The sequence below is a fragment of the Mycobacterium kiyosense genome (assembly GCA_021654635.1).
GTDB lineage: Bacteria > Actinomycetota > Actinomycetes > Mycobacteriales > Mycobacteriaceae > Mycobacterium > Mycobacterium kiyosense.
This window is the reverse complement of the sequence record AP025179.1, coordinates 2,477,660-2,496,066: the sequence shown is the minus strand read 5'-3', so window position 1 is coordinate 2,496,066 and position 18,407 is coordinate 2,477,660. Positions and strand designations below refer to the sequence as shown.

The window sequence follows — 18,407 nt, the reverse complement described above, 5'->3', positions numbered from 1 at the left end:
CTGGGCAACTTGGGTCGTTGCGTCGCGGGCTTAGTCACGACACGCGCCGACGACGAAGCGGAGCGGTCAGGAGGAGTGGCGCCACAGATACCGACGGTAGCGCAACGCGCTACAGCGACAGATACGACCGCAACTCGAACGGCGTCACATGGCTGCGGTAGTTCGCCCACTCGGCGCGCTTGTTACGCAGGAAGAAGTCGAATACGTGCTCCCCCAACGCTTCTGCGACCAGTTCGGAGGACTCCATGGCGCGCAGCGCGTTGTCCAGGCTGGTGGGCAGCTCGCGGTAGCCCATGGTGCGGCGTTCCTCCGGTGTGAGGTCCCACACGTTGTCCTCGGCCTGCGGACCCAGCACGTATCCCTTCTCGACTCCGCGCAGTCCGGCGGCCAGCAGCACCGCGAACGCCAGGTAGGGGTTGCACGCCGAGTCCGGGCTGCGCACCTCGACGCGTCGCGACGAGGTCTTGTGCGGCGTGTACATCGGCACCCGCACCAGCGCCGAACGGTTGGCCGCACCCCAGGACGCGGCGGTGGGCGCCTCGCCGCCGTGCACCAGCCGCTTGTAGGAGTTCACCCACTGGTTGGTGACGGCGCTGATCTCCGAGGCGTGCTCCAGGATTCCCGCGATGAAGGATTTGCCGACTTCGGACAATTGCAGCGGGTCGTCGTCGCTGTGGAAGGCGTTGACGTCCCCCTCGAACAGGCTCATGTGGGTGTGCATCGCCGAACCGGGGTGCTGGCCGAACGGCTTGGGCATGAAGGTCGCCCGCACGCCCTCCTCCAGCGCCACCTCTTTCATGATGTAGCGGAAGGTCATCACGTTGTCGGCCATGGACAGTGCGTCGGCGAACCGCAGGTCGATCTCCTGCTGGCCGGGCGCGCCCTCGTGGTGGCTGAATTCCACCGAGATGCCCATGAATTCCAGCGCCTCGACGGCGTGGCGGCGGAACTTCGACGCCGACTCGTGCACCGCCTGATCGAAGTAGCCGGCGTTGTCGATCGGAGTGGGTTCACTGCCGTCTTCGGCGCCGGGCTGCAGCAGGAAGAACTCGATTTCGGGGTGCACGTAGCAGGAGAAGCCGAGGTCGTTGGCCTTCTGCAGCTGGCGGCGCAACACGTGCCGCGGGTCGGCCCAGGACGGCGAACCGTCCGGCATGGTGATGTCGCAGAACATCCGCGCGGAGTGGTGGTGGCCGGCCTTGGTCGCCCAGGGCAGCACCTGGAAGGTGGACGGGTCGGGGTGCGCGACGGTGTCGGACTCCGAGACCCGGGCGAAGCCCTCGATCGAGGATCCGTCGAAGCCGATGCCCTCTTCGAAGGCGCCCTCGAGTTCGGCCGGTGCGATCGCCACCGACTTGAGGAAACCGAGCACGTCGGTGAACCACAGTCGGACGAAGCGGATGTCGCGCTCTTCCAGGGTGCGGAGTACGAACTCCTTCTGGCGATCCATACCCGCACACTAGGCACGGTCTGTTAAATCGGTGTTACGGACGCCACGCCAGACACGTTGCGCGGGCGCTACGCCCGGCACCGCAAGTTCGGTGGCGGCGGCGTCAGATCCATGAAGTACCGCATCACCGCGGCGTCCACGCAATTGTTCCCGTCGAACACGACGGTGTGCTGGGTTCCGTCGAAGGAGATGAGCGAGCCGCCCAGTTGACGGGCCAGGTCCACCCCCGCCTGATAGGGGGTGGCCGGATCGTGGGTGGTGGAGACCACCACCACTTTTCCGGCCGGAGCGGGCGCGGCGGCGTGTGGTGTCGAGGTCGGCGGCACCGGCCACAGCGCGCAGATGTCACGCGGGGCCGACCCGGTGAACTGTCCGAAGCTGGTGAAGGGGGCCACTTCGCGCAGGCGCCGGTCGGCGGTGACCCAGGAGGCGGCGTCGGTGGGCGTCGGCGCGTCGACGCATCGAATCGCGTTGAACGCATCCTGGCCGTTGTCGTAGTGGCCCTGCTTGTCGCGGCCGTTGTAGTCGTCGGCCAGCACCAGCAGATCGCCCGCGTCGGTGCCGCGCTGCAGACCCAGCAGGCCGCTGGTCAGATATTTCCAATGCTGCGGGGTGTAGAGCGCGTTGATGGTGCCGGTGCTGGCGTCGGCGTAGCTCAGGCCGCGCGGGTCGGACGTCTTGCCCGGCTTGGTCACCAGCGGATCGATCAGTGCGTGGTAGCGGTTGACCCATTGGGCGGGGTCGGTGCCCAGCGGGCAAGCGGTCGACTTGGCGCAGTCGGCGGCGTAGTCGTTGAACGCCGTCTGAAAGCCCGCCATCTGGTTGATGGTCTGCTCGATCGGCCCGATCGTCGGGTCGATGGCGCCGTCGAGCACCATGGCCCGCACGTGCGGGGCGAACCGTTCGATGTAGGCGGTGCCCAACTCGGTGCCGTAGCTGTAGCCCAGATAGTTGATCTGCTCGTCACCGAGCGCCTGGCGCACCATGTCCATGTCCCGGGCCGTCGACGCGGTGCCGATGTTGGCCAGGAACGCCTGACCCATCCGCTGGGCGCACTGCTGGGCCAACTGCCGGTACACCCCCTCGATGCGGGCCACCCCGGCCGGGCTGTAATCGACCATCGGGTCGCGCCGGTAGGCGTCGAATTCGGCGTCGCTGCGGCAGCGCAATTCCGGTGTCGAGTGGCCGACGCCGCGGGGGTCGAAGCCCACCAGATCGAAATGACGGGCGATGTCGGTGTCCTTGAGGTTGGCGGCCATTCCGGCGACCAGGTCGACCGCCGAGGCGCCGGGTCCGCCCGGGTTCAACAACAGCGACCCGAGTCGCTGGCCGCTGGCCGGAACCCGGATCACCGCCAGCTTCGCTTGTGCGCCAGCGGGTTTGTCGTAGTCAACGGGTACCGCCACGGTCGCGCACTGCGCGGAGGGCAGGTCGGTCAGGTCGCCGACGAAATCGCGGCACGATCCCCAGCCCTGCTGTGCCGTCGCGGCCGGCGCCGCGGGGAGCTGGTTCTGCCCGGTTCCGGGATCCGGTTCGGGAGTTGCGGCGGCAAGCGGCTCCTGCCCGCAGATGACCAGTCCGAACGACAACAGCGCCGAGCTCACCGTTCTCAGGCGCAACATGGCCGAAATCGTCTCACCTTCCGCAGGGGCAGTTGGACGCGAAACGATTACTCCTTGGTTTCGAATCGATCGCCCACGGCCTGTCCACCAGCCCCCGACGCCGACAGTGATTCTCACGACGCGACGCGCCGGCGCAGCGTCGTGAGAATCGCGGTGGGCGCAGGGTTGCGGGCCGTCAGCACGTCGCGCCGCTGGGCGGCGCCGTGCCGTTGACCAGGTACGCGGTGATGTGGTCGTCGATGCAGTTGTTGCCCTGGAACACCACCGTGTGCTGGGTTCCGTTGTAGGTGAGCAGCGAGCCGTGCAGCTGGTTAGCCAGGTCCACCCCAGCCTGGTACGGCGTCGCCGGGTCGTGGGTGGTCGACACCACGACGGTCGGTGGCAGACCGGGTGCGGTGACGGCGTGCGGGCGGCTGGTCGGCGGCACCGGCCAGAACGCGCAGGTGCCCAGTGGTGCGAATCCGGTGAACTTGCCGTAGCTCATGAACGGTGCGAGCTCACGGGACCGGCGATCCTCGTCGACCACCTTGGCGCGGTCGGTGATCGGCGGCTGATCGACGCAGTTGATGGCCACCCGGGCGTCGGTGGAGTTGTTGTAGTGGCCGTGCGAGTCGCGGCGCATGTACATGTCGGCCAGCGCCAGCATGGTGTCGCCGCGGTGTTCGTCGGCCAGTTCTTTCAGACCGTCGGTCAGGTGGTGCCACAGGTTCGGTGAGTACAACGCCATGATGGTGCCCACGATCGCGTCGCTGTAGCTCAGCCCGCGCGGGTCTTTCGTCTTCGCGGGCCTGCCCACCTGCAGGTTGTCGGGGTCGACCAGGGGGTCGATCAAATCGTGGTAGACCGCGACGGCCTTGGCCGGGTCGTTGCCCAGCGGGCAGCTCGGGTCTTTGGCGCAGTCGGCGGCGTAGTCGTCGAACGCGTCCTGAAATCCCTTGGCCTGCCGCAGGTCCGCTTCGATCGGATCGGCGTTGGGATCCACCGCGCCGTCCAGGATCATCGCCCGCACGTTCTGCGGGAAGGCCTCCGCGTAGGCCGAGCCGATTCGGGTGCCGTAGGAGTAGCCCAGGTAGGTCAGCTTGGCGTCGCCCAGCGCTTTGCGGATCTCGTCAAGATCCCGCGCGACGGCGACCGTCCCGACGTTGGCCAGGAATTCCTTGCCCATCTTGTCGACGCAGCGCTGCACGAACTGCTTGGTCTCGTTCTCCATGTGCTCCACGCCGGCCTGGCTGTAGTCGACGTTCGGTTCGGTCCGCAGCCGGTCGTTGTCGGCGTCGGAGTTGCACCAGATCGCGGGGCGGGAATTCGACACGCCGCGCGGGTCGAAGCCCACCAGGTCGAAGTGTTCGTGCACCCGCTTGGGCAGCGAGGAGAAGATGCCCAGCGCCGCCTCGACGCCGGACTCGCCGGGTCCCCCGGGGTTGATCACCAGCGAACCGATTTTCTCCCCGCTGGCCGGGAACCTGATCAGCGCCAGCGATGCCGTGCCGGCGTCGGGATGGGCATAGTCGACGGGCACGGCCAGCTTGCCGCACATGGCGTTGCCCGGAATCTTCGTGTTGGGGTTGGAGCTGCGGCACGGCGTCCACACCACCGGCTGGCCCAGCCGCGGCTCGGCCATGTGTGCCCGTCCGGCGACCACGCGGACGCAGCCCGCCGAAGTCAGTACCACAGCGGCCAGCGCGGTCCAGACCAGCAGTGAGCGCGCGATTCTGTCGCGGCGAGTCAGGCACATGGGTCCCAATCGTGCCAGAGAGCGTGCACATTCCTGGTCAGCGGCCGAACCGGCCCTAGCGCGGACGCACGCCGATGGCGTTTCTCACACCTCGGTGCGCCCGCAGCAACGAGGTGGCAGAATGACGGGGTCAGACGAACCCGGGGACCCGGTAGGGCCTCGAGGATCGACCCGACCACCAATTAGGACAATGATGTCTGAGAACGTCTATGGTTCGAATTCTGCTGCCGTCTCGGCGCCGCGGCCCAAGATCCGCACCCACCACCTGCAGAAATGGAAGGCCGAAGGCCACAAGTGGGGAATGCTGACGGCCTATGACTACTCGACCGCGCGGGTCTTCGAGGAAGCCGGCATCCCGGTGCTGCTGGTCGGCGACTCCGCCGCCAACGTCGTGTACGGCTACGACACCACGGTGCCGATCTCGATCGACGAGTTGATCCCGCTGGTCCGCGGTGTGGTGCGGGGCGCGCCGCACGCACTGGTCGTCGCAGACCTGCCGTTCGGTAGCTACGAGGGCGGGCCCGCTATGGCGCTGGCCTCGGCCACCCGGTTCATGAAGGAGGGCGGCGCGCACGCCGTCAAGCTGGAGGGCGGCGAGCGGGTCGCCGAGCAGATCGCGTGCCTGACCGCGGCGGGCATCCCGGTGATGGCCCACATCGGCTTCACCCCGCAGAGCGTGAACACCCTCGGCGGCTTCAAGGTGCAGGGCCGCGGTGATGCCGCCGAACAGACCGTCCACGACGCGATCGCGGTCGCCGAAGCGGGTGCGTTCGCCGTGGTGATGGAGATGGTGCCGGCCGAGCTGGCCACCCAGATCACCGGGAAGCTGACCATCCCGACGGTGGGCATCGGGGCCGGGCCCAACTGCGACGGCCAGGTGCTGGTCTGGCAGGACATGGCCGGGATGAGCGGCGGCAAGGCCGCCCGGTTCGTCAAGCGATTCGCCGATGTGGGTGACCAATTGCGGCGCGCCGCAATGCAATACGCCAATACGCCGACGAGGTGGCCAGCGGCGCCTTCCCGGCCGACGAGCACTGCTTCTAGAACTTCTCAGCGACGGACGGTCCTGAGCCGGTTCGTTAATTTTTGGTGTGGCACCCTATGTGCGACCCCTGACCCATGCGCTCTCCCGGAGAAGAAGATGCCTACTAAGGCGCCAAAGTCGGCGCGACATTTGGAGGTCGAGCGCAAGTTCGACGTCGTCGAGTCGACGGTGACACCGTCGTTCGAGGGCATCGCGGCGGTGGCCCGAGTCGAGAAATCGCCCACCGAGGAGCTCGACGCGGTCTACTTCGACACCCCCGGGGCAGGATCTGGCACGCAACCGGATCACGTTGCGCCGCCGCACCGGCGGGTCGGACGCGGGCTGGCACTTGAAGTTGCCGGCCGGCCCCGATTCCCGCACCGAGATCCACGCTCCCCCTGGACGCGTCCGACTCCGACACCGTGCCGGCCGAGTTGCTGGACGTGGTGCTGGCGATCGTCCGCGACCGCCCGGTCGAACCGGTCGCGCGCATCACCACCCGCCGCGAGATCCAGGTGCTCTACGGCGCCGACGGCGCCGCGCTGGCCGAGTTCTGCAACGACCACGTCACGGCGTGGTCGGCCGCGGACACCGACGACACCGGCCCCGCCGAGCAACAGTGGCGCGAATGGGAACTCGAATTGCGCGGAACCGACGAGAAGCGCAACGGCAACGCGGATCTCCAGCTGCTCGACCGGCTGAGCAACCGCCTGCTGGATGCCGGCGCGGCGCCGGCCGGGCACGGCTCGAAGCTGGCCAAGGTGCTGGGCTCGACGGCGCAGCCCGCGCCGGGTCCCGAGCCGACCGACCCGGTCCATCGCGCTGTGGCCCAGCAAGTCGACGAGCTGCTGGTGTGGGACCGTGCCGTGCGCGCCGACGTCTTCGACTCGGTCCATCAGATGCGGGTGACCACGCGCAAGATCCGCAGTCTGCTCAAGGAATCCCGGGAATCGTTCGGGTTGGCCGACGACGCCTGGGTTCTCGACGAGATGCGCGAGCTCGCCGGGGTGCTGGGGGTGGCGCGCGACGCCGAGGTGCTCGGCGAGCGTTACGAGCGCGCGCTGAAGAGTCTGGATCCCGCGTTGGTTCGCGGACCGGTGTGGGAACGCCTGGTCGACGGCGCCCAGCGTCGCTATCAGGCGGGGCTGCGGCGCTCGCTGAGTGCGATGCGGTCCAAGCGCTACTTCCGGTTACTGGACGCGCTGGACGCGATTGCGACGGCGCCGCCGGTCACCGTGTCGGGACAGGAACCTGCGCCGGTGACGATCGACGCGGCGTATCGGGGGGTGCGCAAGGCCGCGAAGAAGGCCCTGGCAGCCGAGAAAGTTGCCGAGCAGGCCGCCGACGCCGACGAGGCGCTGCACGCAATCCGCAAGCGCGCCAAGCGTTTGCGTTATACCGCGGCGGCCACCGGCGCCAACCGCGTGGCCCAGCAGGCCAAGGTCATCCAGACGTTGCTGGGTGACCATCAAGACAGCGCGGTCAGCCGCGAGCACCTGCTGACGCAGGCCGACCTCGCCCACGCCGCCGGCGAAGACACCTTCACCTACGGGTTGCTATACCAGTTGGAGAGCGACCTGGCCGACTCCAGCCGTCAGCAGTTGGATGCGGCGCTGAGCGCACTGGACAAGGCGGTGCGCGCCGACCGGCGCTGAAGCTGAGCGCGGGAGACGTTTTCAGCTGCGGCGGGTGAGCGAGTTTCCAGGCCCGGCGTCCAGTACCGCCGCCGGGAGTTTCCTGAACGCAGCCCCAATCTCAGGTCAGCGCGGGAGACGGTCGAGCCAGTCAGTGTTTCCGTCAACCGATTTACCGCCGATGACGACCGTGGGCACGCCGGGCTCGGGCAGATCGCGCAGCAAGGCGAGGTTGTTCGCGGCGATGGTGCGCGCGTCGTAGGGCACGGGCAGGCCGAGCTTGATCAGTTCTTGCGCCGACGGCGGCGCCCCGACGCGGTCGGCCAGACCAGCGAGCTGATCGTTGCTCAGATCTGTCGCACCTTCTTCTTTAGGTTGCTGATCGGCGGAGAAGATCTGCTCGATGAACTGCCAGCTGATGTCGCTCGACTGCGAGTGATCGGCGACGATGAAGGACGCGTAAATGGCACGGACGTCGTAAGTGCCGCTGGCCGAGTACTTTTCGAGGAAGTTGACGAATCGCAGATCGATATGCAGACGACCGGCCTCGATGCGGCGACCGATCTCGGCGCCCTGCTCGCGGAGCAACCTCCCGCTGTAGGGGCACAGCGGGTCCAGGTACAACTCGATCTGGCCCGGGGCCGCCGGGTCGCCGATCGACAGGATGTCACCGGCCGGCGCGGCATCGGCCGCATACGCGGGTCCGGCGCCGGGGATACACACCAGGATCACCCCGAGGAGGCCGAGCGTCATCGCGACAGCAAGCGATGTTCCTGCGGGCCGTTTCACGAAGGAGATTCCGGTGGCGCTCGCCGTCATGGTCACCATCATGTCGGACGGGTCAGGTCAGCGAGCGCGGGGCGGACGAGTTGGCCTGTAAGCCGGATTCTGTTCCCCACCGCCGCGGCGTTAACCAACGGCGGCACGGCGGCGACCATCCATCTGGACACACCGTTGCCGGGTGCCTCGAGCGGCCTACCCGCAGACTCGGGCGAGCAGCCCTCGGGCGTCTGCGCGACCGCACTTGTGGTGCGGCCATTCTTGGCCTTGCTTCGGGTGGGGTTTGCCGAGCCATCCCGGTCACCCGGGATGCTGGTGCGCTCTTACCGCACCGTTTCACCCTTACCACCGCGAGGGTGGCGGTCTGTTCTCTGTGGCACTTTCCCGCGAGTCACCTCGGATTGCCGTTAGCAATCACCCTGCTCTGTGAAGTCCGGACTTTCCTCGACACGGAGCTACCCGAGCCCGTGCCGCGGCCGCCCAGCCAACTCGTCCGCGTCGAACACCGTACCCCGCACGAGAAGTGCAGGCCAGCGTGGACAAGTTCGCCCGGGACCGCTATGTGGAATAAGCCGGGGAATTCCGCCCGGATCCGCGCCCATACTGAGATTCATGAGGTCGTCCATCTTCGTCTGGCTGTCGGTCGTTGCCGCACTGCCGGTGTTCGCCCCCACCGCGGCCGCAGATCCCGACCAGTTCCCGAGTCTGAGCTACTACGGCGCGGTCAACACCGCCGATTACCAGAATTACTCGGCCTACATGACCTCCGGTGTGCAATTCGCGACCCCGACCGGCTATCGGTGCCGGATGATGTTCGTGCACAAGCAGAACGGCGCGTACATGTCTTGTTGGGGAAGCCTGCCGGGCACCGAGTACAACCACGTCGGATTGGTTTATGCGCCCGGCGTGAGCAAGGACGCGGCGGTCTTCTCGAACGTCGATCTGTCGGCGATGGACGCCATTCCGTCCGGCCCCGGCGTGACCGGCCGCTCCTTGACCGCCCAGGACTACAAATTGCTGCCCATTCACAGCAAGATCGTCTACACCGACGGGCCGCTGCAGACGTGCGGCGTGGATCAGACGATGACCGCCTGCGAACTCGTCGACGGCGAGCAAAAACACGGGTTCGTCATCTCGCCGCAGGGGCAGCTGGGTTTTTTAACGCGTCCTCGCTCAGAGGTAGGCCGTCTGGTTGACCAGACGGACCGACGACGCCCCCGTCGGGATAGAACTCGGCGATGCTCAGCGAGGCGAGGTCCAGATGCAGCCGGTACAGCATGCCCGACCCGGCGTCCAATGCCATCCGCAGCAGCATCTTGATCGGCGTGACATGGGAGACCACCAGCACGTTTTCGCCGCCGTGGGCGGCGATGATGCGGTCGCGGCAGCGGCGAACCCGGCGCAGCACGTCGTCGAAACTCTCTCCGCCCGGCGGGACGGTGCCGGTGTCGTAGAGCCAGCGGCGGTGCAGTTCGGGGTCGCGTGCTGCTGCCTCGCCGAAGGTCAACCCCTCCCACGCTCCGAAGTCGGTCTCGATCAGATCTTCGTCGACGGTGACGTCGAGGCCGAGCGCCCGGGCTGCCGTCGTCGCGGTGTCGTGGGCGCGCTGCAGCGGTGAGGAGATCACCGCCGCGATCCCCCTGCGCTGGTTCAGATATCGGGCCGCCAATCCCGCTTGGCGCCAACCGACTTCGTTCAGCGGCGGGTTGCCGCGACCCGAGTAGCGACGCTGCGCCGAGAACTCGGTCTGCCCATGGCGCAACAGCAGCAGCCGGGTCGGGGTGCCGCGGGCGCCGGTCCAGCCCGGGCCGATGGTCGCGTCGGCCGGGGTCTGCGTCGCCGCCTTGCGAGCCGCGTCGTTGAGCGGCACCGCGACCTTCTCATCGCGCCGGTCGGTCTGGGCCGCCGCGTCCATGGCCTCGTTGGCAAGCCGGTCGGCGTACGCGTTCTGTTCCCGGGAGATCCACGAATAGCTGATCCGGCGAAACCGCGACGCCAGCGCCTGCGCCTGCGCGTGCAGTTCCACCAGGTCGGGGTGCTTGACCTTCCAGCGCCCCGACATCTGCTCGACCACCAGCTTGGAGTCCATCAGGACCGACACCTCGGTGGCGCCCATCTTCACCGCGTCGTCGAGGCCGGCGATCAGTCCCCGGTACTCGGCGACGTTGTTGGTGGCGCGCCCGATGGCGTGCTTGGACTCGGCCAGCACGGTCTGGCGATCCGCGCTGAACACCACCGCGCCGTAGCCGGCGGGCCCCGGGTTACCCCGCGACCCGCCGTCGGCTTCGATGACGACTTTCACCGCTCAAAGCCCCTTGATCCGCAACAGGATCGCGCCGCACTCCGGGCACCGCAGCACCTCGTCTTCGGCGGCCGCGTTGATCCGGGCCAGTTCACCGCGGCCGATCTCGATCCGGCAGGCTCCGCACCGGTGACCCTGTAGCTGGCCGGCGCCCGGTCCTCCCCCGGCGCGCAGCCGTTCGTAGAGCGCCGCGAGGTCGGGGTTCAGCGATGCGGCCAGCGCGTCGCGGCGGGAGCTGTGCTCAGCGCGGGTCTGGTCGATCTCGGCCAGGGCGGCGTCGAGGTCCCGCTGCGCGTCGGCCAGCTCGACCTGCAGCTTTGCAATGCTGGTGTCTTCGACGGCTTGCTGCGCCTGCAGCTCCTCGCGGCGCTCCATGACTTCCAGCAGCGAATCCTCCAGGCTGGATTGGCGGCGCTGCAGGGTCTCCAGCTCGTGCTGCAGGTCGGACTGCTGTTTGGCGTCGGCGGCGCCGGCAGCCAGCAACGATCGGTCGCGGTCCTCGCGCTTGCGGACCGCGTCGATCTCGGACTCCAACCGTGATACCTCGGCGTCCATGTCCTCCACCGCGATCCGCACGGCCCCCAGCCGGTCGCTGGCGGCGCTGTGCTCACCCTGTACCCGCTCGAAGGCCTCCCGCTGCGGCAGGTGGGTGGCCCGATGCGCGATGCGGGACAGCTCGGCGTCCAGCGTCGCCAATTCCAGGAGCGAACGCTGCTGCGCCACTTCGGCTTTCATCAATGATCTCCAGGTCTCTCACTCAGCACTGGTGTCCCGTGCCCAGATTCCACGGATCGGTGCGCAGGGTGGATACCCGCACCGGCAGCGATCCACCGAACTGCGTTCTCAGCACGCCAGCCGCCTGAGCGCACCACGGGAATTCGCTGGCCCAATGTGCCACGTCGACCAGCGCCACCGCGGAGGCCCGGCGATGCTCGTCGGCGGGGTGGTGCCGCAGGTCGGAGGTGACGTAGGCCTGCACGTCGGCGGCGGCGACCGCGCCCAGGAACGAGTCGCCCGCTCCCCCGCACACCGCCACCCGCGCCACCGGCCGGTCCGGGTCGCCGGCGGCGCGCACCCCCACGATGTGCGCGGCAACGCGGCATCGACGCGCGCGACGAAGTCGCGCAGCGGTTCGGGTTTGCGCAGCGTGCCGATGCGGCCCAGCCCGGTGCCGGCGGGCAGCGCCGCCATGGTGAAGACGTCGAAGGCGGGCTCCTCGTAGGGTGGGCGCGGCGCATGGCGGCCAGCACCGCTTCCCGGGCACGGGCGGGCGCGACGACCTCGACGCGGTCCTCGGTCACCCGTTCGACGGTGCCGACGCTGCCGATCGCCGGGTTGGCCCCGTCCAGCGCCAGGAACTGGCCGATGCCGGTGACACTCCAACTGCAGTGCGAATAGTCGCCGATGTGGCCGGCGCCGGCGGCGAAGACGGCCTCGCGCACCGCGTCGGCGTTGGGCTGCGGCACGTAGATGACCCACTTGTCGAGCTCGGAGGCGGCCGGCGAGCGGTCCAGGACGGCTTCCACGGCGAGCCCGAGCGCATCGGCCAGCGCGTCGGACACCCCCGGTGCCGCCGAGTCGGCGTTGGTGTGCGCGGTAAACAGCGCGCGACCCGAGCGGATGAGCCGGTGGATCAGGGCGCCTTTGGGCGTGCTCGCCGCCACGGTGTCCACACCGCGCAGCAGCAGCGGGTGGTGCGCCAGCAGCAGGCTGCGGTCGGGCACCTCGTCGACGACGGCCGGTGTCGCGTCGACGGCGATGGTCACCGACTCGATCACGTCGTCGGGGTCGCCGCACACCAGGCCCACGGAGTCCCACGACTCGGCCAGCCGCGGCGGATAGGCCTCGTCCAGCACGCCGATGACCTCGGCCAGCCGCACGCTCATCGGCAACTCCCGCTGGGCACCGGCGTCCGCGTTTCGGCGATCGCGTCGACCAACCGCGGCCACTCGGGCCGTACCGCCGCGCGCAGGTATCCGCCGTCCAGGCCGACGAAAGTGTCGCAGCGTCGTACCGCAATACCCTTGTCGCGCAACTTGTTTCGCATCGATTCTACGGCACCGAACAGCACGAACGGGGCGCGCCCGTCGACCACCGTCACACCGGCGGCCCGCAGGCCTGCCACCATCGCCGCGCGCAGCTGCACCAGCCGCTCGGCGTCGGCGGCCGCCGCGGCGACGGCCCGCGGCGCGCAGCAGGCCTCGATGGCGGTCAGTTGCAGCGTGCCCACCGGCCAGTGCGGCCGGGCGGCGGTCAACCGGGCCAGCAGATCCGGCGCGCCCAGCGCGTAGCCCACCCGCAGGCCGGCCAGCGCCCACGTCTTGGTGAGGCTGCGCAACACCAGCACGTCGGGCAGCGCGTCGCCGGCCAGCGACTGCGGCTCGCCGGGCACCGCGTCGGCGAACGCCTCGTCGACAACCACGATCCGGCCCGGCCGGCGCAGCGCCAGCAGCTGCTCGCGGGTGTGCAGCACCGACGTCGGGTTGGTCGGGTTCCCCACCACCACCAGGTCGGCGTCCTCGGGCACCTGCGCCCCGTCCAGAGTGAACGGCGGGGGCAGCACTACCTGGCACACCGGAATTCCTGCCGCGCCGAGCGCGACCTCGGGCTCGGTGAACGCGGGCGCGATCAGCGCCGCCCGCCGGGGTCGCAGGTTGGCCAGCAACGCGAACCCCTCGGCCGCACCGGCCAGCACCAGCACCTCCTCGCGGGCCCGGCCGTGCCGCGCGGCGACGGCCTGCTGCGCGGCACGCACGTCACCACTGCTGGGATAGGAGGCCAGGTCGGGCAGCCGCGCCGCCAGCCGCTCGAGCAACCACGACGGCGGCTGCGCGTGCCGGACGTTGACGGCGAAATCGAGCATCCCGGGCACGACGTCTTGATCGCCGTGATAGCGCGCCAGCGCAAGGCGAGTCGACGTGTGCTGATCCGGACTTGCCATCACTGGAACATTAGTGCGCCCGTGCGTAGACCAGGCATCCGGCGCACCTCGAGCGGTACCACGGCGCAGGCGTGGGCCTGCATCGACGACAATGGGAGCGTGACGGGCTCTATCGCGGACGAGATGCCGCAGTTGGTGATCTTCGACCTCGACGGCACTCTGACGGATTCGGCGGTCGGCATCGTGGCCTGTTTCCGGCATGCGCTCACCCACGTCGGCGCCCCGATCCCCGACGGCGACCTGGTCGCCATGATCGTCGGCCCGCCGATGGACGAGACGTTTCGCGGCATGGAGCTCAACGGGCGGGCCGAGGAGGCGTTCGCCGCATTTCGGGCCGAGTACGGCAGCCGCGGTTGGGCGATGAACAGCCTGTTCGACGGCATCGCACCGCTGCTGGCCGATCTCCAGGCGGCCGGTGTGCGGCTGGCGGTGGCGACCTCCAAGCTGGAGCCGACCGCCCGCCGCATCCTGGCCCATTTCGGGTTGGACCAGCACTTCGAGGTCATCGCCGGCGCTTGCCCGGACGGCTCGCGCCGGTCCAAGACCGAGGTGCTCGGCCATGCGCTGGCCCAGCTGGAACCGCTGCCCGAGCGGGTGTTGATGGTCGGTGACCGCAGCCACGACGTGGACGGCGCGGCCGCGCACGGCATCGACACGGTGGTGGTCGGCTGGGGCTACGGGCGCGCCGACTTTCCCGACCCGGTCGACGGTGCCGGGGTGCGGCATGTCACGACGGTCGACGAGCTGCGGAGGGCGTTGGGTGTCTGAGCCGAAATCGTTGCACGTGACCTTCGTCTGCTCGGGAAACATCTGTCGCTCGCCGATGGCCGAGAAGATGTTCGCCCATCAGATCCGGGAACGCGGCCTGGGCGACGTGGTGCGGGTCACCAGCGCCGGCACCGGCAACTGGCACGCCGGGGAGGGAGCCGACCGCCGCGCCAAACGGGTGCTGCGCGACCACGGTTACCCCACCGAGCATCGCGCCGCCCAGCTCAACGACGACCACCTGGCCGCGGATCTGGTGGTGGCGCTGGGGCGCAACCATGCCCGGATGCTGCGCGAGCTCGGGGTCGACGACAGCCGGCTGCGGATGCTGCGTTCGTTCGATCCCCGATCTGGTGCCTTCGTCCCCGACGTGGAGGATCCCTACTACGGCGATCATTCCGACTTCGTGGAGACGTTCGTGGTCATCGAGGCGGCGCTGCCCGGTCTGCACGACTGGGTCGACGAGCAGCTCGCGCGGAACGGTTCGGGTTGATGGCGCGCAGGACCCCGAGTCTGGCATTTCTGTTGCGGCCCGGATGGATCGCGCTGTGGCTGGTGTGCATCGCGTTCACCTACTTGTGCTTCACCGTGCTCGCCCCGTGGCAGCTGGGCAAGAACACCAGGACGTCGCGGGAGAATCAGCAGATCACCGACTCCTTGAACACCGCCCCGGTGTCACTGAAAACCCTTTTGCCACAGCAAAATTCGTCGGCACCGGATGCCCAGTGGCGCCGGGTGACGGCCACCGGACACTACCTTCCCAACGTGCAAGTGTTGGCCCGGCTGCGGGTGGTGGAGGGCGACCAGGCCTTCGAGGTGCTGGCACCGTTCGCCGTGGACGACGGGCCGATCGTGCTCGTCGACCGCGGATACGTCCGGCCCGAACCCGGTTCGCACGTTCCGCAGATCCCCCCGCCGCCGAGCCAGACCGTCACCATCACCGCGCGGCTGCGCGACTCGGAGCCGACCGTGGCGGGCAAGGACCCGTTCACCCGTGACGGTTATCAGCAGGTGTATTCGGTCAGCACCGAACAGGTTTCGGCGTTGACCAAGGTGCCGCTGGCGGGTTCGTATCTGCAGTGCTGGTGGAGGACCAGCCCGGTGGCCTGGGGGTGATCGGGCTGCCGCATCTGGATGCCGGGCCGTTCCTGTCCTACGGGATCCAGTGGATTCTGTTCGGCGTGGTGGCGCCCAGCGCGCTGGGGTATTTCGTCTACGCCGAATTGCGGGCGCGGCGCCAGGAGAAGCAACAACGATCGGCTACCGCACCTGGTGACCAGGGGCGCGCGTCGGCGCCGGCGGCGAAGACTGTCGAGGACAAGTTGGCCGACCGGTACGGTCGCCGGCGTTAGGGCCGCAGCGCCCCCGCCAGCACTAATACGGCGGCAGCCTGTACGGCCCGCGACAGCGTCACGGCGCGACGCAGGTCGTCGACGGTGGGCTGCCGTCCGTCACCCAGGGTCGGCCGGATCTGCAGCTCGTGCCGGTATTGGGTCGGGCCGCCCAGGCTGAGGCCCAGGGCACCGGCGAATGCCGCCTCGACGACACCGGCGTTGGGACTCGGATGCCGGACGGCGTCGCGGCGCCAGGCCCTGATCGCGCCCAGCGGCGAACCGCCGACCAGCGGCGCGCACCCGACCACTAGCACCGCCGCGAACCGCGCCGCCACGAAGTTCACCAGATCGTCCAATCGTGCTGCGGCCCAACCGAATCGCAGGTAGCGCGGCGAGCGGTAGCCGACCATCGCGTCCAGGGTGTTCACCGCCCGATAGGCCAGTACCGCGGGCGCACCGCCGACCGCCGCCCACAGCAGTGGCGCCACCTGGGCATCCGAGGTGTTCTCGGCCACCGACTCCAGCGTCGCGCGGTTCAGCCCGATCTCGTCCAGCACCGCCGGATCCCGCCCGCACACCGACGGCAGCAGCCGTCGGGCGGCCTCGACATCGCCGGCATCCAGTAGATCGGCCATCCGAGACCCGGTGCGCGCCAGCGTCGTTCCGCCCAGGGCCACCCAGGTGGCGATCGCGATGGCCAACACCCGGCCGACCGCGCGCTGCAGCACCGCACCCAGCACGCCCGCCGCGCCGACCAGCAGACTCACGTGCAGCGCGCCGGCCATCCGGGCGTCGCGGTAGGTGAACCGTTCCAGTGCCGCGGCAGCCGTACCGAACAGCGCCACCGGGTGGCCGCGTCGTGGATCGGCGAACACCAGATCGGCGAGGTAGCCCGCCGCAAGACCGGCCATCCGGGACTGCCGTACCGACAACACTTCGGCAGCGTCTCATATCGGAGGCGTATTCACTGACCGGCCCATCCGTGATCTACTCGGTTGATGGGGAAAGGATCCGCAAGGAGGCGGCCCGCGACCAGGGTCGCCGACCTGTTGAACCCGGCAGCGATGCTGATGCCGGCGGCCAATGTCATCATGCAACTGTCCCTGCCGGGCGTCGGGTATGGCGTGCTGGAGAGTCCTGTGGACAGCGGCAACGTCTACAAGCACCCGTTCAAGCGGGCCCGCACCACGGGCACGTACCTGGCGGTGGCGACCGTCGGGACCGAGTCCGACCGCAAACTCATCCGCGGTGCCGTCGACACGGCGCACCGCCAGGTGCGGTCCACCGCGTCAAGCCCGGTGTCCTACAACGCTTTCGACCCGAAATTGCAGCTGTGGGTGGCGGCCTGCCTGTACCGCTACTTCGTCGAACAACACGAATACCTGCACGGCCCGCTCGACGACGCCAGCGCCGACGCCGTCTACCAGGACGCCAAGAAGCTGGGCACCACACTGCAGGTGCCCGACCGCATGTGGCCACCGGACCGGATCGCCTTCGACGAGTACTGGAAGCGGTCCCTGGACGAGCTGCACATCGATCCGCCGGTGCGCGAGCATCTGCGCGGGGTGGCCTCGATGGCGTTCCTGCCGTGGCCGGTGCACGCGTCGGCCGGGCGCTTCAATCTGTTTGCGACGGCGGGGTTCTTGGCCCCGGAGTTCCGGGCCATGATGAACTTCGACTGGTCGGAGACCCAGCAGCGCCGGTTCGAGCTGCTCTTGACGGCGCTGCGGCTGGCCGACCGGCTGATCCCGAACGGCTTCTGGGTATTTCTGTATCAGATCTACTTGTGGGACATGAGGTTTCGCGCTCGGCGCGGCTGGCGAATCGTCTAGGCCGGCTGCACCCCGCGCGCGGCCCAGCTGAAGCTGCGCATCTCGGGCAGCCGGGGGGCGAGTTCGTCGGCGACCCGCCGGCCGATGCGGTCGGCATCGACGACGGTGAGGTTGGGGTCGACCCAGCCTTCGACTTCGACCCGCAGGGTACGACCGGTCCACCGGGCCCGCGCGTGCGCGTGGCGCACGCCCTCGGTTTCCGCGGCGACCTGTTCGGCGGTGGTGATGACCTGCGGGTCCACCCCGTCGAGTAGCCGGTGGCCGATCTCCGAACTGACCTCCCAGCCGACGTGGCAGATGAACCCGGTGACCGCGATGCCGGCCACACCGTCGGCCCAGCCCCAGCCCGCGGCCACCCCACACAGCCCCACCAGGGCGCCCGCCGAGGACAGCGCGTCCAGCCAGGAGTGCCGGGCATCGGCGATCAGCGTCGCCGACTGGATGCGGCGGCCGACCACCAATTTGTAGCGGGCCACCCACTGGTTTCCGGCGATGGCCACCAATGCCGCGGCGATGCCCCATCCGACATTGCGAGTTTCGCCGTGCCGCAACAGCTTTTCCACGCTCTGCATTCCGGCCACTGTGGCGCTGGCCCAGATAACCAGCGCGACACCTATGCCCGCGAGGTCCTCGGCGCGTTCGAATCCGTACGGGTGACGTTCGGAGGGCAGTCGTCGCGACGCCCGGAATCCGACGAACACCACCACGCTGGTCAATACGTCGGACAGGTTGTGCAGCGCGTCTCCCAGCAGAGCCACCGAGCCGGAGATCGCAGCGATCGCCAGCTCGATGAGGCCTGTCACGGCCAAGCCGACTGCACTGAGCGCAACGGCACGGTTGGCGCCGCGGCGCTCCGCCACGTCGTCGACGGCGTTGTCCAGGGGGAAAGCTGGTGGCGGGATCCCGGGTCCCGGTGATCTGATGCATGGGCTAAGCGTGCCACGCTCCACGGCCCCCAACTACCTGGCACCGACCGTGAAATCCACGA

At 68.9% G+C, this 18,407-nt stretch carries 10 protein-coding genes, 1 other RNA gene and 6 pseudogenes; 6 read left to right on the top strand and 11 right to left on the bottom strand.

What is annotated here, in order from left to right:
- Window positions 1-109: 109 nt before the first annotated feature.
- The 3 genes from L6444_RS11810 to L6444_RS11800 form a co-directional block, all read right to left on the bottom strand.
- Window positions 110-1,450: a glutamine synthetase family protein gene (locus L6444_RS11810; protein WP_236982808.1), complete on the bottom strand. Its 1,341-nt coding sequence runs from the start codon at window positions 1,448-1,450 to the stop codon at window positions 110-112.
- A gap of 68 nt (window positions 1,451-1,518) precedes the next feature.
- Window positions 1,519-3,081, bottom strand: a complete 1,563-nt coding sequence (locus L6444_RS11805) for an alpha/beta hydrolase (RefSeq protein ID WP_236984022.1) — start codon at window positions 3,079-3,081, stop codon at window positions 1,519-1,521.
- Between the two features lie 166 nt (window positions 3,082-3,247).
- Window positions 3,248-4,807, bottom strand: coding sequence for an alpha/beta hydrolase (locus L6444_RS11800; RefSeq protein WP_370652867.1), 1,560 nt, complete (start codon window positions 4,805-4,807; stop codon window positions 3,248-3,250).
- Window positions 4,808-4,997: 190 nt separating this feature from the next.
- Here L6444_RS11800 and panB point away from each other — a divergent pair.
- Window positions 4,998-5,851 (top strand): annotated as a pseudogene (gene panB / locus L6444_RS11795) (3-methyl-2-oxobutanoate hydroxymethyltransferase).
- Between the two features lie 97 nt (window positions 5,852-5,948).
- Window positions 5,949-7,486 (top strand): annotated as a pseudogene (locus L6444_RS11790) (CYTH and CHAD domain-containing protein).
- A 105-nt stretch (window positions 7,487-7,591) separates the two neighbouring features.
- Here the strand turns inward: L6444_RS11790 and L6444_RS11785 are convergent.
- The 6 genes and pseudogenes from L6444_RS11785 to cobC all read right to left on the bottom strand — a co-directional run bounded on the left by L6444_RS11785 (window position 7,592) and on the right by cobC (window position 13,488).
- Complete coding sequence (locus L6444_RS11785; protein WP_236982804.1) at window positions 7,592-8,218, bottom strand: DsbA family protein; 627 nt, start codon at window positions 8,216-8,218, stop codon at window positions 7,592-7,594.
- Between the two features lie 108 nt (window positions 8,219-8,326).
- Window positions 8,327-8,737: RNase P RNA component class A (gene rnpB, locus L6444_RS11780), an RNA gene on the bottom strand.
- Window positions 8,738-9,418: 681 nt separating this feature from the next.
- Window positions 9,419-10,547 (bottom strand): annotated as a pseudogene (locus tag L6444_RS11775) (bifunctional RNase H/acid phosphatase).
- A 3-nt stretch (window positions 10,548-10,550) separates the two neighbouring features.
- Entirely contained in the window at window positions 10,551-11,282 is a 732-nt protein-coding gene (locus tag L6444_RS11770) for a zinc ribbon domain-containing protein (protein WP_236982802.1), read from the bottom strand.
- Window positions 11,283-11,304: 22 nt separating this feature from the next.
- A pseudogene (locus L6444_RS11765) lies at window positions 11,305-12,433 on the bottom strand (Nif3-like dinuclear metal center hexameric protein).
- The gene (gene cobC, locus L6444_RS11760; RefSeq protein WP_236982799.1) at window positions 12,430-13,488 is read right to left on the bottom strand and encodes an Rv2231c family pyridoxal phosphate-dependent protein CobC; all 1,059 of its coding nucleotides are present in this window, start codon (window positions 13,486-13,488) and stop codon (window positions 12,430-12,432) included. Before cobC ends, L6444_RS11765 begins: the two are co-directional and overlap by 4 nt.
- 123 nt (window positions 13,489-13,611) lie before the next feature.
- Between cobC and L6444_RS11755 the strand changes: the two genes are divergently transcribed.
- From L6444_RS11755 to L6444_RS11745, 3 genes and pseudogenes are all read left to right on the top strand, one after another.
- Window positions 13,612-14,256, top strand: a complete 645-nt coding sequence (locus tag L6444_RS11755; RefSeq protein WP_236984020.1) for an HAD-IA family hydrolase — start codon at window positions 13,612-13,614, stop codon at window positions 14,254-14,256.
- Window positions 14,249-14,746 carry a low molecular weight protein-tyrosine-phosphatase gene (locus tag L6444_RS11750; protein WP_236982798.1) on the top strand — a complete coding sequence of 166 codons (498 nt, stop codon included), beginning with the start codon at window positions 14,249-14,251 and terminating at the stop codon, window positions 14,744-14,746. Before L6444_RS11755 ends, L6444_RS11750 begins: the two co-directional genes overlap by 8 nt.
- Window positions 14,746-15,605, top strand: a pseudogene (locus tag L6444_RS11745) (SURF1 family cytochrome oxidase biogenesis protein). The gene L6444_RS11750 and the pseudogene L6444_RS11745 overlap by 1 nt, the downstream one beginning before the upstream one ends.
- Here the strand turns inward: L6444_RS11745 and L6444_RS11740 are convergent.
- On the bottom strand, window positions 15,602-16,522 hold the full coding sequence (locus L6444_RS11740; protein WP_255731174.1) for a cobalamin biosynthesis protein: 921 nt from the start codon (window positions 16,520-16,522) through the stop codon (window positions 15,602-15,604). The pseudogene L6444_RS11745 and the gene L6444_RS11740 overlap by 4 nt on opposite strands.
- A 63-nt stretch (window positions 16,523-16,585) precedes the next feature.
- Between L6444_RS11740 and L6444_RS11735 the strand changes: the two genes are divergently transcribed.
- Window positions 16,586-17,419 (top strand): oxygenase MpaB family protein, encoded by an 834-nt coding sequence (locus tag L6444_RS11735; RefSeq protein WP_236982797.1) that lies wholly within the window; start codon window positions 16,586-16,588, stop codon window positions 17,417-17,419.
- Here L6444_RS11735 and L6444_RS11730 read toward each other — a convergent pair.
- Window positions 17,416-18,346 (bottom strand): annotated as a pseudogene (locus tag L6444_RS11730) (cation diffusion facilitator family transporter). The gene L6444_RS11735 and the pseudogene L6444_RS11730 overlap by 4 nt on opposite strands.
- Window positions 18,347-18,407: the final 61 nt, after the last annotated feature.